The sequence below is a fragment of the Pseudoalteromonas sp. HL-AS2 genome, assembly GCF_031198805.1.
In the GTDB taxonomy this organism is placed as follows: Bacteria; Pseudomonadota; Gammaproteobacteria; order Enterobacterales; family Alteromonadaceae; genus Pseudoalteromonas; species Pseudoalteromonas nigrifaciens.
Map to the genome: position 1 here is coordinate 258736 of NZ_CP133572.1, position 22012 is coordinate 280747.

Annotated in this window: 20 protein-coding genes; 12 read left to right on the forward strand and 8 right to left on the reverse strand. The window is 38.5% G+C overall.

The window, feature by feature from the left end; genetic code table 11:
• Positions 1-49 precede the first annotated feature (49 nt).
• From rluF to RB215_RS16050, 3 genes are all read right to left on the reverse strand, one after another.
• Positions 50-1033 (reverse strand): 23S rRNA pseudouridine(2604) synthase RluF, encoded by a 984-nt coding sequence (gene rluF / locus RB215_RS16040; RefSeq protein WP_011330061.1) that lies wholly within the window; start codon positions 1031-1033, stop codon positions 50-52.
• 85 nt (positions 1034-1118) lie between these two features.
• On the reverse strand, positions 1119-2213 hold the full coding sequence (locus RB215_RS16045) for a DUF418 domain-containing protein (RefSeq protein WP_182683615.1): 1095 nt from the start codon (positions 2211-2213) through the stop codon (positions 1119-1121).
• 11 nt (positions 2214-2224) lie between these two features.
• Entirely contained in the window at positions 2225-3439 is a 1215-nt protein-coding gene (locus RB215_RS16050; protein WP_182683616.1) for an EAL and HDOD domain-containing protein, read from the reverse strand.
• A 224-nt stretch (positions 3440-3663) separates the two neighbouring features.
• On the opposite strand from RB215_RS16050, the gene RB215_RS16055 reads away from it, so the two are divergent.
• Positions 3664-4584 carry a hypothetical protein gene (locus RB215_RS16055; protein WP_041454933.1) on the forward strand — a complete coding sequence of 307 codons (921 nt, stop codon included), beginning with the start codon at positions 3664-3666 and terminating at the stop codon, positions 4582-4584.
• A 79-nt stretch (positions 4585-4663) separates the two neighbouring features.
• Here the strand turns inward: RB215_RS16055 and RB215_RS16060 are convergent, their stop codons facing one another.
• The 3 genes from RB215_RS16060 to RB215_RS16070 all read right to left on the reverse strand — a co-directional run bounded on the left by RB215_RS16060 (position 4664) and on the right by RB215_RS16070 (position 6417).
• A complete protein-coding gene (locus RB215_RS16060; RefSeq protein ID WP_011330057.1) occupies positions 4664-5092 on the reverse strand; it encodes a hypothetical protein in 429 nt (142 codons plus the stop codon).
• Positions 5093-5318: 226 nt separating this feature from the next.
• A complete protein-coding gene (locus RB215_RS16065) occupies positions 5319-5705 on the reverse strand; it encodes a hypothetical protein (protein ID WP_011330056.1) in 387 nt (128 codons plus the stop codon).
• 283 nt (positions 5706-5988) lie between these two features.
• The gene (locus tag RB215_RS16070) at positions 5989-6417 is read right to left on the reverse strand and encodes an Lrp/AsnC family transcriptional regulator (RefSeq protein ID WP_011330054.1); all 429 of its coding nucleotides are present in this window, start codon (positions 6415-6417) and stop codon (positions 5989-5991) included.
• Between the two features lie 191 nt (positions 6418-6608).
• On the opposite strand from RB215_RS16070, the gene RB215_RS16075 reads away from it, so the two are divergent.
• Genes RB215_RS16075 through RB215_RS16090 form a run of 4 tightly spaced genes read left to right on the forward strand, consistent with a single transcriptional unit; the run spans position 6609 to position 11224 of the window.
• The gene (locus RB215_RS16075; protein WP_309217435.1) at positions 6609-7814 is read left to right on the forward strand and encodes an aspartate aminotransferase family protein; all 1206 of its coding nucleotides are present in this window, start codon (positions 6609-6611) and stop codon (positions 7812-7814) included.
• 49 nt (positions 7815-7863) lie between these two features.
• Positions 7864-8898: an arginine N-succinyltransferase gene (astA, locus tag RB215_RS16080; protein ID WP_011330052.1), complete on the forward strand. Its 1035-nt coding sequence runs from the start codon at positions 7864-7866 to the stop codon at positions 8896-8898.
• Positions 8899-8904: 6 nt separating this feature from the next.
• Positions 8905-10371, forward strand: coding sequence for a succinylglutamate-semialdehyde dehydrogenase (astD, locus tag RB215_RS16085; protein WP_309217436.1), 1467 nt, complete (start codon positions 8905-8907; stop codon positions 10369-10371).
• A 49-nt stretch (positions 10372-10420) separates the two neighbouring features.
• The gene (locus RB215_RS16090; protein WP_011330050.1) at positions 10421-11224 is read left to right on the forward strand and encodes a DUF1338 domain-containing protein; all 804 of its coding nucleotides are present in this window, start codon (positions 10421-10423) and stop codon (positions 11222-11224) included.
• Between the two features lie 444 nt (positions 11225-11668).
• Here RB215_RS16090 and RB215_RS16095 read toward each other — a convergent pair whose 3' ends face one another.
• Positions 11669-12949 carry a flavohemoglobin expression-modulating QEGLA motif protein gene (locus RB215_RS16095; protein WP_011330049.1) on the reverse strand — a complete coding sequence of 427 codons (1281 nt, stop codon included), beginning with the start codon at positions 12947-12949 and terminating at the stop codon, positions 11669-11671.
• 145 nt (positions 12950-13094) lie between these two features.
• Here RB215_RS16095 and RB215_RS16100 point away from each other — a divergent pair, with 145 nt between their 5' ends.
• The 7 genes from RB215_RS16100 (at position 13095) to RB215_RS16130 (ending at position 19899) form a co-directional block, all read left to right on the forward strand.
• The gene (locus RB215_RS16100) at positions 13095-13352 is read left to right on the forward strand and encodes a DUF3081 domain-containing protein (RefSeq protein ID WP_011330048.1); all 258 of its coding nucleotides are present in this window, start codon (positions 13095-13097) and stop codon (positions 13350-13352) included.
• Entirely contained in the window at positions 13352-13654 is a 303-nt protein-coding gene (locus RB215_RS16105; protein WP_011330047.1) for a hypothetical protein, read from the forward strand. Before RB215_RS16100 ends, RB215_RS16105 begins: the two co-directional genes overlap by 1 nt.
• A gap of 439 nt (positions 13655-14093) precedes the next feature.
• A complete protein-coding gene (gene betI, locus RB215_RS16110) occupies positions 14094-14669 on the forward strand; it encodes a transcriptional regulator BetI (RefSeq protein ID WP_050754485.1) in 576 nt (191 codons plus the stop codon).
• A 1-nt stretch (position 14670) separates the two neighbouring features.
• Entirely contained in the window at positions 14671-16134 is a 1464-nt protein-coding gene (betB, locus tag RB215_RS16115; protein WP_197107559.1) for a betaine-aldehyde dehydrogenase, read from the forward strand.
• Positions 16135-16146: 12 nt separating this feature from the next.
• Positions 16147-17814 carry a choline dehydrogenase gene (gene betA, locus RB215_RS16120; RefSeq protein WP_309217439.1) on the forward strand — a complete coding sequence of 556 codons (1668 nt, stop codon included), beginning with the start codon at positions 16147-16149 and terminating at the stop codon, positions 17812-17814.
• Between the two features lie 155 nt (positions 17815-17969).
• Complete coding sequence (locus tag RB215_RS16125) at positions 17970-19187, forward strand: BCCT family transporter (protein ID WP_309217441.1); 1218 nt, start codon at positions 17970-17972, stop codon at positions 19185-19187.
• A gap of 10 nt (positions 19188-19197) precedes the next feature.
• Complete coding sequence (locus RB215_RS16130) at positions 19198-19899, forward strand: TorF family putative porin (RefSeq protein WP_182678611.1); 702 nt, start codon at positions 19198-19200, stop codon at positions 19897-19899.
• Between the two features lie 89 nt (positions 19900-19988).
• Here RB215_RS16130 and RB215_RS16135 read toward each other — a convergent pair whose 3' ends face one another.
• Positions 19989-21899 carry a bifunctional diguanylate cyclase/phosphodiesterase gene (locus RB215_RS16135; RefSeq protein WP_197107565.1) on the reverse strand — a complete coding sequence of 637 codons (1911 nt, stop codon included), beginning with the start codon at positions 21897-21899 and terminating at the stop codon, positions 19989-19991.
• Positions 21900-22012 lie beyond the last annotated feature (113 nt).

Genomic DNA, 22012 nt, shown 5'->3' on the forward strand with positions numbered 1-22012 from the left:
AAATCGCAGGTTAATTAAGTTGTTGTACTGTACCTAATGTTATATCGCTTTATTTTTTAAGGCTCAATATTCCTTTTGAGTCGGATGATTTATTTGCTTTTATACTTTTAGGTTTACCAACATAAGTGGTTGAGCGCTTTTGATAAGGCGTTTTACTACGCTCTTTTTTACGTTCTTCAGTGCGCTCACCTTGATTAAAACGTTTAGGGTTTTCGCCCTGAAAATCACGTTTTTTATCACTTGTTTTTTGCGGCTTAGCTACAGCTTGCGGGCTTTGTTGCTGTAAAGCGTTTGCTTCATCGTATACTGAATGCTCTTGGGTTTTTCCTGAGTCAGAGATAGAGTTGTTTATAATCGCCATTTCTTGTTCAGTTAAGTGACGCCATTGCCCTACTTTTAAACCTTTAAGCGTCACATTCATAATACGTACGCGTTTGAGTGTGACCACTTCGTAACCTAAATATTCACACATTCTACGTATTTGACGATTTAACCCTTGGGTTAAAATAATAGTAAACTGCTGCGCACCGGTTTGGGTTACTTTACATTTTTTAGTGATGGTATCGAGTATGGGCACACCATTACCCATTTTAGCTACAAACTGACGATTTAATGGTTTATCTACAGTAACTACATATTCTTTTTCGTGATTATTGCCAGCGCGCAAAATTTTATTAACAATGTCGCCTTCGTTAGTTAAAAATATTAGCCCTTCAGATGGGCGATCTAAGCGCCCTATTGGAAAGATCCTATCGGGGTAATTAACTGCTTTAACAATATTACTTTGAATTTTTCGCTCTGTAGTACAGGTAATACCAACGGGTTTGTTATAGGCAATATAAACGCGTTTAGGGATTGCTTTAAGTGTTTTGCCATCTACCAATACAACATCAGTAGATGAAACTTTTACGCCCATTTCCGGGCGAATACCATTAACAGTAACACGACCGTCTTCAATATATTTATCAGCCTCGCGTCGCGAACAAAAGCCAGTATCGCTAATAAATTTATTTAATCGTTTTAAGTCTGTCATGGAAGCAATTCACCTTAATTTTAAAGGCTGCTAGTTTAAACCACCCACAATAATTTTTCGCCCTTAATTTAACCTTTGTAGCCGTTTAAGCAGTGATTTTTGCGTAGGTTAATTTTCGCCATATGTATTCTAAAGGGCCTTGTTGAAAATAGCGGCTATAAATGGCGGTAATAATAAGCTGAATAACGATTAGTAAGGTAGCAACTAAACAATAGTCAATACGATTAAAACTGAGCGCCCACTGCTTAAAAAACACTTTAAACAACACAAGTTGCATTAACGTTTGGCTTATATATAAACTAAATGCTAAACGCCCTACTTGTTGAATTAATTTTCCTGTGTTGGCATTGTTACTACACAACTTAACTGCAATGTGAATATAAATAACCGCCATACATAATGCTGCCACACTGTTAATTAATTCTTGCAGCGCATAAAATACACCACTGCTATATTGCTCTGTAGTTAGCCGTAAACTGGTAAATAGTAGCGCACTACTAATTACTAAAATGAGTTGCTTTGCCGATAAGCCACTAGCAAACACCTGTTGCTTATACAGATATATACCTAATAACATTAGCGCTGTCGTTACCCACATGGTAAGTATAGGCACCATAAACACCATTAAGGCGTTCATAGTTATGTTAGATAACAAGTGATCGCCATATGATTGAAAGTATTGGCTATACAAAGCATTAAACTCTGGCGAATCACGGTATATTAATGTCTCTGGTACGCTATACATAACTAAAGCGGTTGCCAAACCCGAGAGTAGAATAAACCCATAGGCGTGCTTTAAAAGTTGCTCATTGGTACTGCTTAAGTACCTTATAGCAAGCAACCCCGACACCCCATACAAAAACAAAATATCGCCGGCCCAAAGTAAAAAACCATGTAATAAACCAAAAACTAGTAACCAATATAGGCGGCTTTTAAGTGGTAAAACCAAGTTATAGCGTTGCCATTGTATGTATAAAGCCGCCCCAAAGAGTATGCTAAATATGCTCCTAAAACGCCCCTCTATAAATATTAGGTTTAATGTTTGAATCAGGCTATCGCTGCTTGGTGGGGTTGTTAGGGGCGTATAACCGAGTTCGAATACTCCAAAGGTGTATATATTCATAAACACCAAGCCAAGTACGGCAATACCACGAATGAAGTCTAAATTATAATTACGCATTATCTATTCCATTACGTGATATTTTTATAGCTATCGGCCCAGTCTACCGCTTGTTTATAAATGTTAGGTAGTAATTTACTATCTATATTTATTAATAAAACGGCCTGCTCTAATGCCCACCAGCTTCCTGATTCATATGCTTTTACGGTTTCAAGAATATAATGTAAGGTGTTTTTTTCACCCTGTAACGCTGCTTTAATGTCATCTGGAAATGGTAGTTTATTAACTAATAAACTCATAGGTTGATCTAATATGGCATCGAGTAACGAAAACAGCCCGGTTAAAAAGGCTTCACCTTTTTGCTGTTTACTTATTTGCGCGGCAATTAGCTCACAAAAGCGAGCACGGACTACGCACATTTTCATTAATTCGGCAGGCTTAGACTTAACTGTATAAGCAGTAACGATCAAACTTACAAACTTTTTTAACCGTTCCTGACCTAAGTATACTAATGCTTGTTTAAGGGAAGATATTTGGCTTTTAATAGGAAACACACCACTATTAATTAAGCGTAATAGTTTGTATGCCAGCGCAGCATCAAGCTCAAATAAACCAGAAATTACGCTTATATCTGGATTGGGTTTCATAACTTCTGCATAAATTGCAATTACTAGCGCGTAATTATAGTCAATATCGTTTTGTTTAAGCATAGTTGGCTTTGCAAAATAATAACCTTGAAAGTAATCAAAGCCCATTTTGTAGGCAAGTTCAAACTCCTCGGGCGTTTCTATTTTTTCGGCAAGTATTTTTATTCTTTTATGTTTTTTTAGTTTTTTAACAACCTGGGCAATTTCCGGTAATGGGGTTTGACGTATATCAAACTTAATCAGATTTACCAGCTTTAAAAATCGCTCCCACTGTGGGGTGTACACAAAATCATCTAACGCTAGTTTATAATTACTATGAAATAAATCACGGCATAACTCATAATTATCGTCTGTGGGCTCTATGGTTTCGAGTAACTCAATCACCACATCTTTACAGGGTAAAAATGCACATAAATCGAGCTTTAACGACTCTGGGCCTATATTAATCAGCGCTTTTTTACCTGACGTTATATGGCGGGTTCCTAAGTTAAGCTGATTTTCCATGATCAACCTTGCCGTTGCTTGGCCATCAGATATTTCTGGAAAATAGTTTTTATCACTATCACGAAATAATAGCTCATAAGCAACCACATTCTGGCGACGATTTAATATTGCTTGCCTTGCAACAAATACAGACACATTACCTACTTCTTAGTTTTTATACAGTACTTAGCTATTAATAGCGTAATCAGCAATAATTGTCACTTTTCTTCGACAAAATCATGTTAATTAACCTATTTAGTTTAAAATACATGCAATTTTAAGCAACCGTTAATAAACGCTACAAGATAAGTCTTTAGTTCTCTTCTACCATCAGCGATAATAACGATATATTAATTAACATTCTGAAATATATTAATTTGATGTTGAAAAAAAGCATTCTACTTTCTATTGCTGCTCTGTTTATTTTTAGTGCCACATATATAGGCTCTGCTATTTATACCTTGTATAGCAAAAAAATGATTTCTGTTGACCCTAGGCTCAAAGAAGTATCTGGTATTGAGTATGATAAGCATAAACGCTTATGGGCTATTAACGATAGCGGCGACGAGCCTAAACTTTACCGACTCAATGATGATGGCTCAATTGCTAAAGAAATATTAGTGACTAACGCTAAAAATATAGATTGGGAAGATATGACCCAAAATAAATTTGGTCACTTTTTTTTAGGTGATTTTGGTAATAACACCAATGAGCGCCGCTGGCTTACTATTTATAAAATAGAAAACCCCATTGATATTAAAACCGATACCACCGAAGCTGAAATAATTAAGTTTACCTACCCCGAGTTAGACGGTACACCGGTTGCTCCAGATAACCGCAATTATGACTTAGAGGCGTTTGTAGCATTAGGTAGACACTTATATTTATTTACCAAAAATCGTACTGAACCCTTTGATGGCATTACAAATGTATATAAAGTGGGTGATCATGCGGCTAATTTTAACGCAGAACTAATCGACTCATTTAAAACCTGTACCACCATGGAAAAGCTCTGCTGGATAACCTCTGCTGCACTGAGCCCTGATCGGAAAAAACTAGTGTTATTAGACTCAACTAGCCTTTGGTTATTTGAGAATTTTAAAGGGGATAAGTTTTTCTCGGGTGACGTGTCGCGAATAGACCTAGGCATTGTTACCCAAAAAGAAGCGGTTACTTTTTACGACGACAACACCATAGTATTTACCGATGAAGAATTTAAAGGTATCGGCGGTAATGCCTATGTTATAAAACTCGACGAAGCCAAAAAGCAAATCATTAGAAAAGCCCCTTTAAAACCATAATAACTAATGGTGCTTAATGTATTACTTTAAAGTGCTGAGCTTAGGTAGCTCAGCAAAATAAATATCAATAAAAAAGGCTCTAGCCTTCTTCTTCTACTAGCGACTCTAGTAGGTCGTGTATTTCTGCTTTAAGCTCTTTATCCGAAATTTTATTAGCGCTGATTTTAGCATCTTGAAGGTTTTTAATTGCAGCCTCTTTTTGGCCTAATTCTAGCTGCAAAGTTGCCATAGAGAATGCAACCGACGACATATGATCTTTAGAGTTAATGGCTATCGATTTTTTTAAGGCTTTTTCGTAGCCTTCAATTGCTTCTTCTAACTCTTCGGTAAAATCAGCCAGCGTTTCCCATTGTACTGGGTGATCTTTGCTGGTGTTTTCGTTTTCAATACAAATTGCTTTAAGCTGCGCGTAAAGTGACTCGAATTTTTTTGTATCGTTTTTATTTGCAGCCGCCATTAGCTCTTCAGCTAAGTCGTGTACTGCTTTATATACTTTGGTGTTCATCATTGCTAATTACCTTTTGCTACCACTAAATAGTGGGTAAATTAATCATTCTCTCTTTAATAAACTTATTTTAGCAAATTAAGAAATATAAGCTGCAATGAAGTGCACTTTATCAAGGTTAATACCAATACCATTGATTAAGAGAGCTATTTAAATGACGAGAAAGCCACTAAATTATTAGTGACAAGTTTAACGCATTTACCCGAGCAAAAGATAAGTAATTAAAATATTACGAACTTACGCAGTCAATAAACTTTTCTGCGACTAAGCTAACCGGTGTTTTTTTATCGTAAAATGCTGAGTTATGCGCCGTTAAAAACTGTGCGCATTTTGCTTTTGATTGATGAAACTTGAGTTTGCAAGAGTCAACCGTTTTCCCTAAAACCTGCTGATAAACTGCATCATCGCACATTGAAAGTGCAAATTGTGAAGCTCCAGCAATAATTTCATCTATGCTCACTGAGTCTGGGGCCGAATCTGAGCCTAGTTTATAAAATAAATCGCTATACTCTTTAACTTCAATAGTTTTGTTCGCATTAAAAATGGCGGCATGAACACTAAGGTAATAGCCACTCGTTATTATTAATAAAACAATGATGGTTATAATAACTTTCACAATTTGTCCTTATTATGTCAGCAGATTGCTGATTCCTTGGCAGTGCGGCTAATGAAATAAACTACCCAATGTACTGTAAATTGATTGCTATTAATTGAATTAAAAAGGGAGAGTAAAATTCAACTTTCCTAAGTTTATTTAAACAGTCCTTGTTTACAAAGTACAAGCTAATAGTATCCACTTTCATGACATTAGAGCTTGTACTCTATGCAATAACTTTATTATAAATTGCTTGCTATATCAATGCGTAATCGCTACCTGTTTACATTTTTATACAACAAACCTAACGTTTAAATTTGGTTTCTAAAATAACAGATGAAGTAGTGCGTTCTACACCATCTAAGTTGCCAATATCATCGAGTAAGTGGCTAAGTTGTTCTAAGTTTTGTGCTTGCACAACTGCAATTAAGTCAAACTCGCCACTAATAGCATAAAGCTGCGATATAGCATTAATTTGCTTTAGCTCTAAATTGGTTTTTGTCGTCAGTTTTTGCCTTACTTTAATAGACACATGAGCGGCTACCATACTATTTAAAAAGTCATCGCCGTAATCAACGCTATAACCTTTAATTACGCCACTTTCCTCTAGCTTTAACATGCGGCTTTGTACAGTTGAGCGTGATAAATTAAGGTGCCTAGCTAAATCTGAAATACTCGCTCTGGCATTAGTTTTTAAAATAGATAATAGCTTTTCGTCTTGTGGAGTTATCATAATGCACAAACCCTTCGTTAATTTGACTTTTATTCTAATCATTTTTCACAAAATAGCACTGCAAATTTCATTCACAACCTTCGATAATGACACTTATAACAAAAAACACAGTGTTTACTGAAGAATACAGGCTAAGTTCTTCTTTGTTTTAGCAACACTTTTTTAAGTAGCCACATAATTTAGGTGTAAAAATGCAAGTAACTAGAGACTTATTTAACGATGTAATGGTGCCAAATTACAATCCTTCAGCAGTTATTCCGGTACGCGGCGTAGGTTCGCGTGTATGGGATCAAGATAATAACGAGTTTATTGATTTTGCCGGTGGTATTGCGGTTAACTGTTTAGGACATTGTCATCCGGCTTTAGTTAATGCACTAAAAGAGCAAGGTGAAAAAATTTGGCATTTATCAAACGTAATGACTAATGAGCCTGCTTTGCGTTTAGCTAAAAAAATGGTTGATGCTACATTTGCTGAAAAAGTGTACTTTGCCAACTCAGGTGCCGAAGCTAACGAAGCAGCGCTAAAATTAGCGCGTCGTTTTGCCCTAGACGTACACGGTGCTGAAAAAACGCAAATTATTGCTTTTAATAAAGGCTTCCACGGTCGTACCTTTTTTACCGTAACGGTTGGTGGTCAAGCAGCTTATTCAGATGGTTTTGGCCCTAAGCCTGCCGATATTGTGCATTGCGATTTTAACGACATTAGCGCATTTGAAGCCCTTATTAGCGATAAAACCTGTGCGGTAATGATGGAGCCACTACAAGGTGAAGGCGGTATTATTTCACCCACTGACGATTTTGCACACAAAGTACGCGAGCTATGTACTAAGCACAACGCGCTGCTTATTTTTGATGAAGTGCAAACGGGTGTTGGCCGTACTGGCGATTTATACGCGTATCAGGGCTTAAACGTAGTACCTGATATTTTAACTACAGCAAAAGCGTTAGGTGGAGGCTTTCCTATCGGTGCCATGATCACCACCACGGCAATAGCAGCGCATTTAAAAGTTGGCACACATGGCTCTACATACGGTGGAAATCCATTAGCCTGCGCCGTAGCCGAAGCCGCTTTTGATACAGTAAATACCACAAAAGTACTTAGCGGCGTAAAAGAGCGCGAACAGCTGTTTCGTGATGGCCTAAATGCGATTAACGAAAAATATAATGTATTTAGTGAAATTCGCGGTAAAGGTTTATTAATTGGTGCTGCACTAAACGACAAGTTTGCTGGGCGTGCACGCGACTTTTTAATAGCCAGTGCTAACAATGGTTTAATGAACTTAGTAGCCGGTGCGGATGTTATTCGTTTTACTCCGTCTTTAGTTATTCCGTTAGAAGATATTAAAGAAGGCCTAGAGCGCTTTGATAAAGCCGTAAGCGATGTAGTTAACGGTTAATAATAGTAAACCAGCACGCCTTTGGGCGTGCTATTGGAGCAAGTAATTAATGCAAGTATTACGTCCTATTACAGCCAACGACTTTGATGCGCTTAAGCAAATAGCAATAGAGTCTGGGCATGGGTTTACCTCTTTGCCCGTAGATGACACCCAGCTAAAAGAAAAAATTGATCGCGCTGAAAAAAGCTTTGCTAAAAACATTAATAAACCATTGGACGAGAGCTATTTATTTGTTTTAGAAGACAGTGAAACAGGTAAAGTGATTGGCACAACCGCAATAGAAGCCGCTGTAGGCTTAACTGTGCCGCTATATCATTATCACTTAGGTAAAACAGTGCATCACTCGCCTACATTAAATGTATACAACACTGTTGATATTTTGAGCATGTGTAACGACTACACGGGTTGCTCTGAAATATGCACTTTGTTTTTACGTGAAGACAGCCGTACAGGCTTAACTGGGCGCTTTTTATCGCGCTCGCGCTTTTTGTTTATGGCGCAGCACAGTGAACGCTTTGCCGATACCGTCATTGCCGAAATGCGCGGTGTAAGCGACGAGCACGGCCATTCGCCATTTTGGCAATGGCTACAAGAGCACTTTTTTAGTATTGAGTTTCCACAAGCAGATCATTTAGTCGGTTTAGGCGACAAGGTATTTATTAGCGAGCTCATGCCTAAGTACCCTATTTACGTAAATTTACTGAGTAAAAAAGCCCAAGCTGTGATCGGTCATGTTCATGAAAAAACCAAACCCGCGCTTAAACTTCTCGAAAAAGAAGGTTTTGAACATCGCGGCTATGTTGACTTATTTGATGCCGGCCCCACTGTAGAAGCTAAGCTAGGTAATATTCGCAGTATTCGCGAGTCTCAAGTGTGCCCTATTACCATAGGTGAACTTGAACATATAACACAAAACAGTTCCGACACGCTCGCTATTTGTAATCATGGTGTGAGTGACTTTAGAGCTACATTTACTAAACACGCGCATTATAATCATGCAAAGCATACGTTAATCATTAGCCAAGCAGTGGCTGATGCACTTAAGTTAAGCCAAGGAGATGCAGCACGATTCTTTCGTCTGTAAATATATATGAATACACAACTTGTAAATAACCAATGGCAAGCAGGCCAAGGCCCAGCGTTTGCCTCAATTAATCCAAGCAATGGCGAAACAATTTGGCAAGGTAATGGCGCCAGTGCTGAGCAAGTAAATAGCGCAATAAAAGCCGCAAGAGCAGCGCAGTTACAGTGGGCTGATACCCCGCTTGAGCAACGCATTACCATACTAGAGAACTTTGCTGCACAACTAAAAGAACACAGCGAAGAGTTTGCCGTTATTATTGCCCAAGAAACCGGGAAGCCTTTATGGGAAACCCGTACTGAAGTAGGCGCGATGACAGGTAAAGTCGCTATTTCGGTAAAAGCATATAATGAGCGTACCGGTACCACAGAAAACCCAATGCCAGGTGCTAAAGCATTTATTAGGCATAAGCCGCACGGTGTAGTGGCTATTTTTGGCCCTTATAACTTCCCTGGGCACTTGCCTAACGGGCATATTGTACCCGCTATTTTAGCGGGTAACACTGTGGTATTTAAACCCTCAGAGCTTACTCCTCATGTAGCACAATTTACTTTATCGCTGTGGTTAAAGGCGGGCTTACCTGCTGGTGTAATTAACCTAGTACAAGGCGAAATTGAAACAGGTAAGGCATTGGCCGCTCACCAAGATATAGATGGCTTATTTTTTACCGGTAGTTCTAATACAGGTCATTTATTACATAAACAGTTTGCTGGCCACCCGGGTAAAATTTTAGCGCTTGAAATGGGCGGCAATAACCCGCTGATAATTAAAGACGTAAACGATGTTAGCGCCGCAGTACACGACATTATTCAGTCGGGCTTTATTACTTCTGGCCAACGCTGTACCTGTGCACGCCGTGTATTTATTGAAAACTCGAGTAATGGCGATGCCATTCTAGTTAAGCTTATTAGCGCCACTAAAAATATTGTAGTTGATGACAGCTTTGCAACAGAGCAGCCATTTATGGGTGCTATGATCAGCGAAAAAGCAGCATTAGGTATGGTGGCTGCGCAAAATGAACTTGTCGCTAAAGGCGCTGAGATTTTAGTTGAACTTAAGCAATTAAAACCAGGTACTGGTTTTGTCAGCCCAGGTATTATCGATGTGACTAATGTTAATGATATGCCAGATGAAGAGCATTTTGGGCCATTAATTAAAATATATCGCTACAGCGATTTTGACAGCGCCATTAATGAAGCAAATAACACCAGCTTTGGTTTATCTGCCGGCTTACTCGCCGATAGTGAAAACGATTATAACCACTTTTTAAAGCGTATTCGTGCTGGCATTGTTAACTGGAATCGCCCCATTACCGGTGCGTCTAGCGCTGCACCATTTGGTGGCATTGGCGCCAGTGGTAATCACAGAGCAAGCGCCTATTACGCTGCCGATTATTGCGCCTACCCGGTAGCTTCTGTTGAATCAGATAAAGTAACTTTACCGCAAACCCTCGCGCCGGGCTTAATAATTGAATAAATACAACTTAACTAGCGTTAAGGTATATAACAAAATTTAAGGATTTAAAATGCATACTGATGTAAATACATTATTTGATAACCTATGGCAAAACTACTTAAACGTAACGCCATCGGCAGACAAAATTCATGATCTATTAGGTTCAACGCAAAAAGATGACATTATTAACGATCATATTGCTCTGCGTACCTTTAACATTGAAAAAGTGGGCTTAGAAAAGCTGGCAGCACACTTTTTAGCTTTGGGTTATAAAGAATGTGGTGAGTATCACTTTGAAGCTAAAAAACTATACGCAAAGCACTACGAGCACAGTGATTTAACACTGCCAAAAGTATTTATTTCTGAGTTGTTGGTAGATAAATGCTCTGCTGAGTTACAAACAATTGTAAATGATATGGTGAGTCAAATTGACGAGGACGCAGTGACTGCCGATAACTTTTTATACTCAGGCACGCACTGGCAAGTAAGCACAGACACTTATAAGCAACTTCTTGCCGAGAGCGAATACGCAGCGTGGATGTCGGCATGGGGTTACCGAGCTAATCACTTTACGGTAAATATTAATACCCTTGATAAATTTGATAACATTGAAGATGTTAACCAAGCGCTAAAAGATGCAGGCTTTACACTTAATAGCTCAGGCGGCGAAGTAAAAGGCTCGCCAGAGGTATTACTTGAGCAATCGTCGACCCTTGCTGATGAGTACTCAGTAAGCTTTAGCGATGGTGAAATGAGCATTCCTAGCTGTTTTTATGAGTTTGCTATTCGCTACCCTAAAGCCGATGGCGAGCTTTACACCGGGTTTGTAGCAGCCTCTGCCGATAAAATTTTTGAAAGTACCAATGCGCGCTAACTAGCCTGCATTTAGTCACTCTTTAAAAAGCCCGTAAAGGGCTTTTTTTATGCCTATTTAACCGGAGCTCTGGTAAAGAGGTTTACTAACGTAATGGCGCTTTCGATTAATTTTACTTATCCATTAGATGATTTAAATTAACAACCCAAACTACTGTTTTATATTAACTTAAATTAATTCCAAGCTATTTAAAATTAACTATTGCACACATTAAAAACACGTTTTATTATTTCGCTGCTTCTTGATTATAATCAATCTGAGTAGATTACAAACCTAGTTTGTAGCAAGGCAAATCACCAACTATACAGCCAAGTTTTACCTGGCTAATTACTAGCAAACTTTCCTCAACTATAGTTACGTTGGCTTGTAACTATATACTTAAACGCAGTTGCTCATTCCAACTGCGTTTTTTTTGCTTTAAGGGAGAAAAGCTCCCAGTAGTTATTATAAAAACAGCGGCTTATAATCGTTTTCTAATTGTTCAAACGACAAGTCTCCAATAAAGCGCCCAAAGCTGAGCCAAGTTGCTAAACCGCGTAAGTCTTTAAAGTGTGGAGGTACAAACTTAGGCGATTCGATTACTCCTAAACTATGCAGTTGCGTAATCAGCCTAAAGTCATCAATCGATATTTTTCCAACCAGTAATAAAGGCAGTTGATCGATTCTGCCCAGTTGTATGGCAACCCGAATTAAGTTGTACACCAAAACAAAGCCTTTAATGTAGGCAATGTCTTTAGTAAACGGCAAACCTGTGGGGGTACTGCCCCTAAATACACGCTGAGCTAAAGTATAGCTTTCATCTTGCGATAACCCTTGCGCTACATAATCGCGGTAAATATCAACAAATTCAGCACCATCAATTACCTTGGTCACCGCTTGAATACGGTTAACTAATTTAGATAAGCGCCGTGGTGTTGATTTTAAGGTAATAATTTCGGTTAATACCGCAAGGCCCTCTTGGGTCACTGTTGAGCTTGGCGTGCCTTTACTTAAACAGGTTAAGTAAGGTTGCGCTAGGCCATTTTGCGTCGTGCCTACATGTATCCAGCCTTCGTGCACTTCTAGAATATCGAGTTCACGCTGCGAAAACTTCACATCTTTGTTTAGCTTAATGTTATTAGCCCCAGCTGCTGCATCGCTCACTATGCCATCGCTTAGCATTACCTCTACGTTGATCCCTACCATACTGGCATTAACTTGCTCAGATAAAATACGCACAGCATCGCTTGCTGCTATATTTTTAGGATCGTCTGGCAGTATATCGGCAATTAATAAGTTTTTAAGCGGCCGCTCTAACATGTTTGCCAGCTCAGTAAGTGAAGGCTCACCAGCATGAAACAAATCTTTAGGGTGCCCAAATAGCTCTACTGATAGGTCATGAAATTCAGGCGTTCCTCGATATTCCAGCATGCTTAATACGGTTTTATACTCGCTGCACATTTTTCCCATATATTGAGCTATTGGGTTTAGCTGTCCTAACTGGTTAATAATGTTACGCTGCAAAGTAGAAAACGCTTGGCGTAGTTCGCTGGGCACAAATCCTAAATCGCGCTGCTGATAATAAGCACGATCGATAACTGGATTTTTTTGACATTTCTGTCTAAAAAATTCTTCTTTAATTTGTTTATCCCAATTAATCGCATCCAGTATTCTTATAGGTGTTTGCAGGGCAACTAATTGATCTGATAATTCACGAGTTTTAAGTAGTAACGCCTTGTCTATCATGGTGTAAGCTCAACAAATAATGAACCGTGAGCATAATTTAAAATAACCAAATTACAAAGTAATATCATCATTTTTAACCATTGTTTTTAAGATGATCGGACCACATATCTAAAACGTATATACTTGCAAAGTTAAGGATTAATTAATGAAAAATGAAATCGACAACAAGCAAATTTTAGCTGTGTATGAACGCATAATACAACGCGGCGAAATGCAGGATGATGGTAAGCATTATCAAGGTGTTACCGCGTATTCAGACGCAGACGGTTATACCATTTATTTACAAGGCAGCGGCGTAGAACTGCGTTTTGGGTTTCATAATACGTATCATCTTGATTACGAACATGAAAAACACAAAGATGACTTTTTAAAAAAATTACACAATATTGCCAATGAAACCTAATGCTGCCACCCAGGCTTAAAAAACGCGCCACTAGCAAGCTCAATACTTCCTTTATTACGCAAGTAATTATTGAGCTTGAAGCTAACCCGCACAAGCTCGAAATTATTCGCCACAACCTAGCTTACTACCGTACCCAAACCCATTTAAAAAAAGGCTTTCTCCTCGCTATTGAGCGATTTGACTGGGTGTTTGCAGCATGTAATAACGTGGATGAAATTTGCGCACAAATTATGGCCGATGACTACATTGGAAATCGTCTTAGGCGTTATCCTCTTTTGTTCAAAGGTATATTAGCGCCTTAAATTAAGCTGTAACAATACGTCTGCTTTGTACCTATATTAGCCCTTCTTGCTTTGCTATATTTACAATTAACTTTATAAAACCAGCCTGTTGTTATAATTATATCCATTGCAATTTTGGCTATATAAACAGCAACACATACCGTTAGTGCTCTAATGATTACCGTACTAAGCATATTATTTGAAATTATTTACATTTTATTTCTTAGCCAAAATAACCCTCCCCTATTGCACTACAAAATAACACGTAAACTCTTGTTTTTAAATAATATAAAACAAATTCAATGTTTGTTATTTACGTATACTAGATCACCTTTCTTGTTAATATTTCATCTACATTTAGGCATCCGATCATTTACCTGCGCCTTGAATTGTTAGAGCTATTACCTTAAACTTATGTTTATTGAACGGTCAATTAATAATAAATATGCCTAAAGTTGGAATGGAACCTATAAGACGTCAGCAGCTAATTGACGCAACAATTGAGTCGGTTGCACAGCGCGGTTTACAGGCAACCACTATTAACAGTATTAGTAAAAATGCGGGATTATCCTCTGGCATTATTAGTCATTACTTTGGTGGTAAGCAGGGATTAATTGAAGCAACGGTGAGGTATTTACTTACGAGTTTAAAACAGGAGCTTGTTTGCAAACTTGAAGCAAATACCAACGCAACGCAGCGCTTAATGTTTATTATTGAAGCCAACTTTGCACTTGTGCAACAGCGCTCAGATACTACACGAACTTGGTTGAGCTTTTGGGCACAATCAATGCACGATGCCGAATTACACCGGCTACAAAATGTAAACAGCAAACGCTTGCAAAGTAATTTAGCATTTTCATTTAAGCAATTAATGCCCGCTGAGCAAGCAAAACAAGCCGCCGAACTTAGCGCCGCCATGATCGACGGCCTATGGTTACGAGCAGTACTTAGTAAATCAAACGAACATCAGTTTAATCACAGTGAAAAGCTAGCAAAAAGTTATGTGCATTCACTCATCAAGCAATATGGAGCCTAGCGTGACAACACCTGTCTATCAAAATTTTATTAACGGCCATTTCCTTGCAAATAAAAGCGGCAAAACATTTGATGTAACTAACCCTGCTACGGGTGAAGTTATTTATGCAGTAGAAATTGCTGACGAGTTTATTCAAAACGCTGCCATTGCAAGTGCAAAGCAAGGTTTTGCTCAGTGGTCGGCCATGTCGCCTATTGAGCGCAGTCGCATTTTACTCAAGGCCGTAGCAATTTTACGCGAGCGCAATGATGAGCTAGCGCTGGTAGAGGTACTTGATACCGGCAAACCAATGCAAGAAGCAAACTGTGTAGATATTGAAACAGGCGCTGATGTTATTGAATTCTTTGCTGGTTTAGCACCGGCACAAGTTGGCCAACAACAAATGGTTGGCAGCGACTTTTACTATACCCGTAAAGAGCCTTTAGGTATTTGCGCTGGTATTGGTGCGTGGAACTACCCGCTACAAATTGCCTGTTGGAAATCGGGCCCTGCTCTTGCCGCTGGTAATGCGTTTATTTTTAAACCATCGGAAGAAACACCACTTGGCGCAATTAAGCTAGCTGAAATTTTTGTAGAAGCTGGCGTACCCGCAGGTGTATTTAATGTAGTACAAGGTGCAGGCGATGTAGGCCAATGGCTAACACAGCATACTGATATAGATAAAGTGTCGTTTACTGGCGAAGTGGGTACAGGTAAAAAGGTAGTTGCGAGCGCTGCGGGATCTTTAAAAGATGTCACCATGGAGCTTGGTGGTAAGTCGCCATTAATTGTATTTGATGATGCCAATATTGAACAAGCAGTAAGTGCTGCAATGTTAGGCAACTTCTATACTCAAGGCGAAGTGTGTACTAATTGTACCCGTATTTATGTTCATAAAAATGTATATCAACAATTTATTGATGAGCTTAAAACCCGTACTGAACAAAATATTATTGCCGGCGATCCTCAAGATTTAAATACTAACTTTGGCGCGCTAATTTCTAAAAAGCATCAAGACTTAGTAATGAGCTACGTTAATAAAGGTATTGCAGAGGGCGCAACGCTACTAACAGGTGGTACAACACTTTCACCTGCATCTGCACCTAACGGCTATTTTGTTGCCCCTACTGTGTTTATTGATTGCAACGATGACATGAGCATAGTTAAAGAGGAAATATTTGGCCCAGTAATGAGCGTGTTGGTATTTGATGACGAAGACGATGTGATTAAACGTGCAAACGGTACTCACCTTGGTCTAGCTGCCGGTGTATTTACTAGCGACATTAAACGTGCACACCGTGTTATTCATCAACTACAAGCGGGTATTTGTTGGATTAACGCTTATGGTAACTCACCTGCAGAAATGCCAGTGGGTGGTTACAAGCAATCGGGCATTGGCCGCGAAAACGGCATAGAAACCCTCGATACTTATACCCAAACTAAATCTGTTTATGTTGGTATGACCGACATAGAAAGCCCATTTTAAAGGATACTGATTATGAGTAATTCGTATGACTATATTATTGTGGGCGCAGGCTCTGCAGGTTGCGTGTTAGCAAATCGCTTATCAGCCGATAAAAACACCCGTGTATTACTACTAGAAACGGGTGGCAGTGATAAAAGCATTTTTATAAAAATGCCTACCGCGCTTTCTATTCCAATGAATAGCGATAAGTACGCGTGGCAGTTTCATACCCAACCTGAGCCGCATTTAGACAACCGCGAAATGCATTGTCCGCGCGGTAAAGTACTCGGTGGTTCGTCATCTATTAATGGCATGGTGTATGTACGCGGCCATGCAAAAGACTTTGACGAATGGCAACACAATGGCGCAAACGGCTGGGATTATCAGTCGTGTTTGCCGTATTTTCAAAAAGCAGAAAGCTTTTACTTAGGTGAAAATAAGTACCGTGGCGGTAAAGGCCCGCTGGGCGTTAATAACGGTAACGAAATGAAAAACCCTTTGTACAGCACCTTTATTAAAGCGGGCATTGAAGCGGGTTACGCACACACTAACGACTACAATGCCTCGCAGCAAGAAGGCTTTGGGCCAATGCACATGACGGTAAAAGACGGTGTACGTAGCTCAGCCGCGCGTGAATATTTAGACCCAGTCAAATCGCGTAATAATTTAACTATTGTTACCGGTGCACTTGCCCAGCGCGTTGTTTTAGAGGGCAAAAAAGCCACTGGTATTGAATACAAAGTAAATGGCGAAGTTAAAACCGCTGTTGCTGCAAAAGAAGTGATATTAAGCGCCGGCTCTATTGGCTCGCCACATATTTTACAACTGTCGGGTATTGGCGATAGCGAAGTGCTTAAAAAAGCAGGCATTGAGGTAAAACACCATTTACCCGGTGTAGGGCAAAACTTACAAGATCATCTTGAGTTTTACTTTCAATATAAGTGCAAACAACCTATTACCTTAAACGGTAAATTAGGGTTAATTTCAAAAGGTTTAATTGGTGCACGTTGGTTATTAACCCGCAAGGGACTGGGCGCTACAAATCACTTTGAATCATGTGCTTTTATTCGTTCTAAGCCTGGAGTTGAATGGCCAGATTTGCAATACCACTTTTTACCTGCCGCAATGCGCTACGACGGACGCAGTGCCTTTGACGGCCATGGTTTTCAAGTACATGTAGGTCATAACAAGCCAAAAAGCCGCGGCAGCGTTACTATTGCATCGGCAGATCCTGAGCAACCACCTAAAATTGTATTTAATTACCTACAACATCAAGATGACATTGAAGGCTTTAGAGCCTGTGTACGCCTAACTCGTGAAATTATTGAGCAAAGTGCCTTTGATGATTATCGCGATGAAGAGATTCAGCCAGGTAAGCATATTCAAACCGATGCAGAAATAGATGCCTTTGTACGTCAAACGGTTGAAAGCGCTTATCACCCTTCTTGCTCTTGCAAAATGGGTGAAGATGAACTGGCAGTCGTTAATTCAAACACCCAAGTACATGGGATTGCAGGTTTACGAGTAGTTGACTCGTCTATATTTCCAACCATACCAAACGGTAACTTAAACGGCCCTACCATTATGGTGGCCGAAAAAGCCGCTGATATTATTTTAGGTAATAAGCCACTAGCAAAACTCAATGCATCTGTAGCAATGAGCGCTAACTGGCAAACAACACAACGTAATAGCAAGATATAAATTAAGCCACTGGCAAAGGTTTAGCTACTTAGGTAGTTAACCCTTTGTGAGGCTCGCCGTGGCTCACGATATAAATTGGTTATGTTGTGTTAACGCGAGAAAAACAATAAACGGAGTATTTATGAATTACTTTTATTTATTTTGGGAGGGCGATAATGACTATTTGGCTTAGTGCTGGGATTATTTTCACCTTATTAGCTGTAATCGCTATTTTATTTAAATGGGGCAATGTACGTGTTGTAGGCGTAACGCCAGTTAGAACATTTACCTTTATAGCCATATTATTTACCTCAGGCCTAGATGTTGGCCTTATTATGTTTCCGTTAACCGAATTTGCCGGTTATGCAGACATAAAAGCAAGCCCAGAGTACGCATTTGCAAATCCGCTAGCTATTGAGTTTGGCTATTGGGGGTTTTTAATCTGGGGATTTTACTTTCTTACGTGCTTTTATTTCTGTGTAATAGAACCTAAAGTTAAATTTTTCGACATTCCTTGGGTTAAGTTTATTAATAACGTTGTCATCATTGGCACCTGTGCATTTACTGCTTACTTACTACTGACTAACTTACCTTGGTACTTACCCGACTTCGGTGATGGCTCAAGTGTTATTCCGGTGTTTTATTTAATTGTGTTGGCTGCAATATCGTTTGCTGCCTACTCGAGTACCGACATTAAGTATGTACGTATTTTAAGTATTTCTACTACTTGGATGTTTTTAGCGCTCATTGCCTTTATGTGGGCGGGTGCATTTGTATTTGGTGACAGTGAATTGTCTGCCTTTTCGAATAACTTAGGCGCTATTGGTACTTATTTTGCCAATATTAATGAGTTTGTTTTACCGCTGAATGACTACCATGAGTTTTATTTATTTTGGTGGTTTGCATGGAGCATTATGATAGGTCAATTTACTGCACGCTTTGTGGGTGGATTAAGAACGTATCAAGTATTAGCTGCGATGTTGATTTTCCCATCAATTCCAATTGCTACCTGGTTTAGTGTGCTTTATCACTACCACGAAGCTGGTATTCCTACCGAAGGTATTAAAAACTTTGCCATGGTATTTGTTGGTATTATTTTTGTAATTAACTCTCTTGATTCGCTTATCCGGTTATACACAGATAACTTAAACTTGACGGTTAAACGCTTAGGTAAATTTAAATACTTAACTATGAATATTGTTGCTTTGTCGTTGTTAACATTACTATTTAAGTTAGAGTTTTTACAAATTCAATGGGTTGGCGCATTAGTTATTGCCTTGTTCTTTATTTGTATTGCTTATATTGGCTACAACAAATTAAAAACGGTGAACGACATTATAGGCTCACCAAAAGCAAACAAAATTGATTACACCAAAATTGAAAATATGAGCTAGGAAAAACACTATGCATAATAAACTAAAACAACTTTTTATCGCTTTACCTTTTACACTTTTATCTACAACTGCAGCGGCTAATTGGTCAACAACCATTACTGCCGCTTCTGACTATACTTTCAATGGTGTAACGCAAACAGATAACGACCCTGCAATTCAAGCAAGCCTAGATTACGCATTTGATAACGGTGTGTATGCAGGTATTTGGGCCTCTAATGTAGATTTTGGTGATGATACTGATTTTGAACTTGATGCTTATGTAGGTAGATACATTCAGCTTGATGAACACTTTAGTGCTGATTACGGTATTGCTTATTACACTTACCAAGGCAATAACAGTGATGGTAATTATGGCGAAGCCTATACAAAATTTGGCTATGCGAGTGATTATGGCCAAACAGAGCTTAACTTTTGGTATAGCTGGGACTACTTTGGCAGCGGTGCAAGTCATGTTATTTCAATGATCGCCCATACTTATGAACTTGCGCCTAACCATGCACTACGTGCAAGTTTTGATATTTCAAACTCATTAGACGGTAAAAAATACGCGTGGGATAGTAATGAAAAAAAATCTTACAACCATTACCGCTTAGCATACCAAACTAGCTATGAAGGCTTTAATATTGAAGTTGCCGCTGAAAACACCAGCTTAGATTACGACTACGCAGATGAGCGTCTAGTATTGGCCGTATCACGTACGTTTAATTTATAATCTTAATTAAATGAATGCTATTTATTAGCAAAAAAGTGCCACTTAAGTTAAGTGGCATTTTTATGTGCGGCTGTTAAATAAGCAATTTACTAATTACTTATTTCCCAGGCACTGGTTCCTGAGCCTGACATATTGCTCACATTTTTGTTGAGTAGTTTATTACCTACATTAACAGATGACTCTGGCCTACTTACTAAATAGCCTTGTACAGAGCTCACACCTATACGCTTTACTAATTCAAACTGTGCTGGCTCTTCTACTCCTTCGGCCACTATTTTAAGCCCCAGCTTTTGTCCAAGTTCGCAAATAGTTTTTAATATATCGAGGTACTTTTTACTTTTATTTGCTTGAGTAATAAAAGAGCGATCAATTTTAATCACATCTATAGGTAAATCAGCCAAAGTGCTTAAAGAGCTAAAACCAGTACCAAAATCATCAATGGCAATCGTAATGCCCTCTTTACGTAATTTTTCAAGCTCTTTAATTATTAAAGAATCTGCTTTTATAAGCGTTGATTCTGTAATTTCTAGCATCAGTGAGTTAGGTGACAGCCCGGTTTTGGTAAGGGTTGCCATAACCCAGTCATATATAGATCTATGTTTTAGCTGCACTCCCGACACGTTTACCGATATTCTTACTTTGCGCAAACCAGCATTATGCCATGCAGCCATTTGTCTACATGCCTCTAACATAATCCAATCGCCTAATTCTAAAATCAAATTAGACTCCTCAGCTATAGGAATAAATTCAACAGGCGAAATCATTCCCTCAATTGAATGGTTCCAACGTGTTAGTGCTTCAAAATAATCTATCATGCAATCTTCAACATGTACGATAGGTTGAAAGTTTAAATAAAAGTCTTTGCGGGCGACCGCTAAACGCAGCTCTTCTAGCAAATAATGATAGCGGCGCATTTTATTACCCATTTCGGGAGAGTAGACTTTAAAAATACCTTTACCATCGTGCTTTGCTCTATACATAGCTACATCTGCAAGTTGCAGTAAGGCTTGCGGCGTTGAGGCACTCTCTGGGTATTTTGCAATACCTATGCTGGCACTTATTTTTATAATTTTATTACCTAACACAAAGTCTTTTTCTAACTCGTTTAATACATTCCTTGCAATATCTAAAACTTGCGCTTCTGACTCAACTGACTCTATAAAAATAGAGAACTCATCGCCCCCTAGTCGAGATAAGTTTTGCTCTAACTGATTGGCTGGATTTATGTTATTTAACTTATTATGGCGTATCACATTGGCTAAACGAGTTGCCACTTGAACTAATATTTCGTCACCAAAACTATGCCCAAAAGAGTCATTTACTTTTTTAAAACCGTCCAAATCAATAAACAATAAAGCACATTTTAAATTTTCAATATTTACTTGGCTAATTTGTCTATCTATATGTTTAATATAGGCATGGCGGTCTATTAGTAGGGTGAGTTTATCTTGGTAAATACTGGTTTGAGTTTGCTTTACATAGTGCTCAACATGGCTATTAAGGGTGCTTATAGACTCACTCAGCGTTGTAATACTATTAGCGTTAGCTGCTGACTTTGTTTGTAAGTTAAATGCTTTGAGTAAGGTATCTGTTTGTTTATTAAGTTGGATAATTTTTTTTGTGTAGTAATGTTTTTTAAGCTCTTTTTTTAAATACACAAAGCCAATGAGAAAAATCACAAAAAATATAAATAGGTTTCGTGGCGATGTAAGCGTAATTAAAATTAAATCGTTAGCTTTAACCGCTATAAATTCTGTTTTGCTGGTTTTCAATACTATAAAGTTTATATTGTTTTGCTTAACAATATAATAGCCATTTAATATTGGGTTATACCAAGGGGCCAATGTCAATGTGGTGGTATCTATTTCAAAATTACGAACATCGATATTAGAGTGAAATAAATTAATTTTATCTATCTGATTACTTATACCTAAATTAATACTAAAACATAAAGAAATAGCCATTATTATAATTACATTTATAGATTTTAATTTATTCACTTAAAGGTCCATCTAACGTTGTTAACATATTAAAGCATAAGCAAATAAAACATCATATAGGCTGTTTTTACTACTAATTAAGTTATTATACAATCCTTAATGATTGCAAGGCA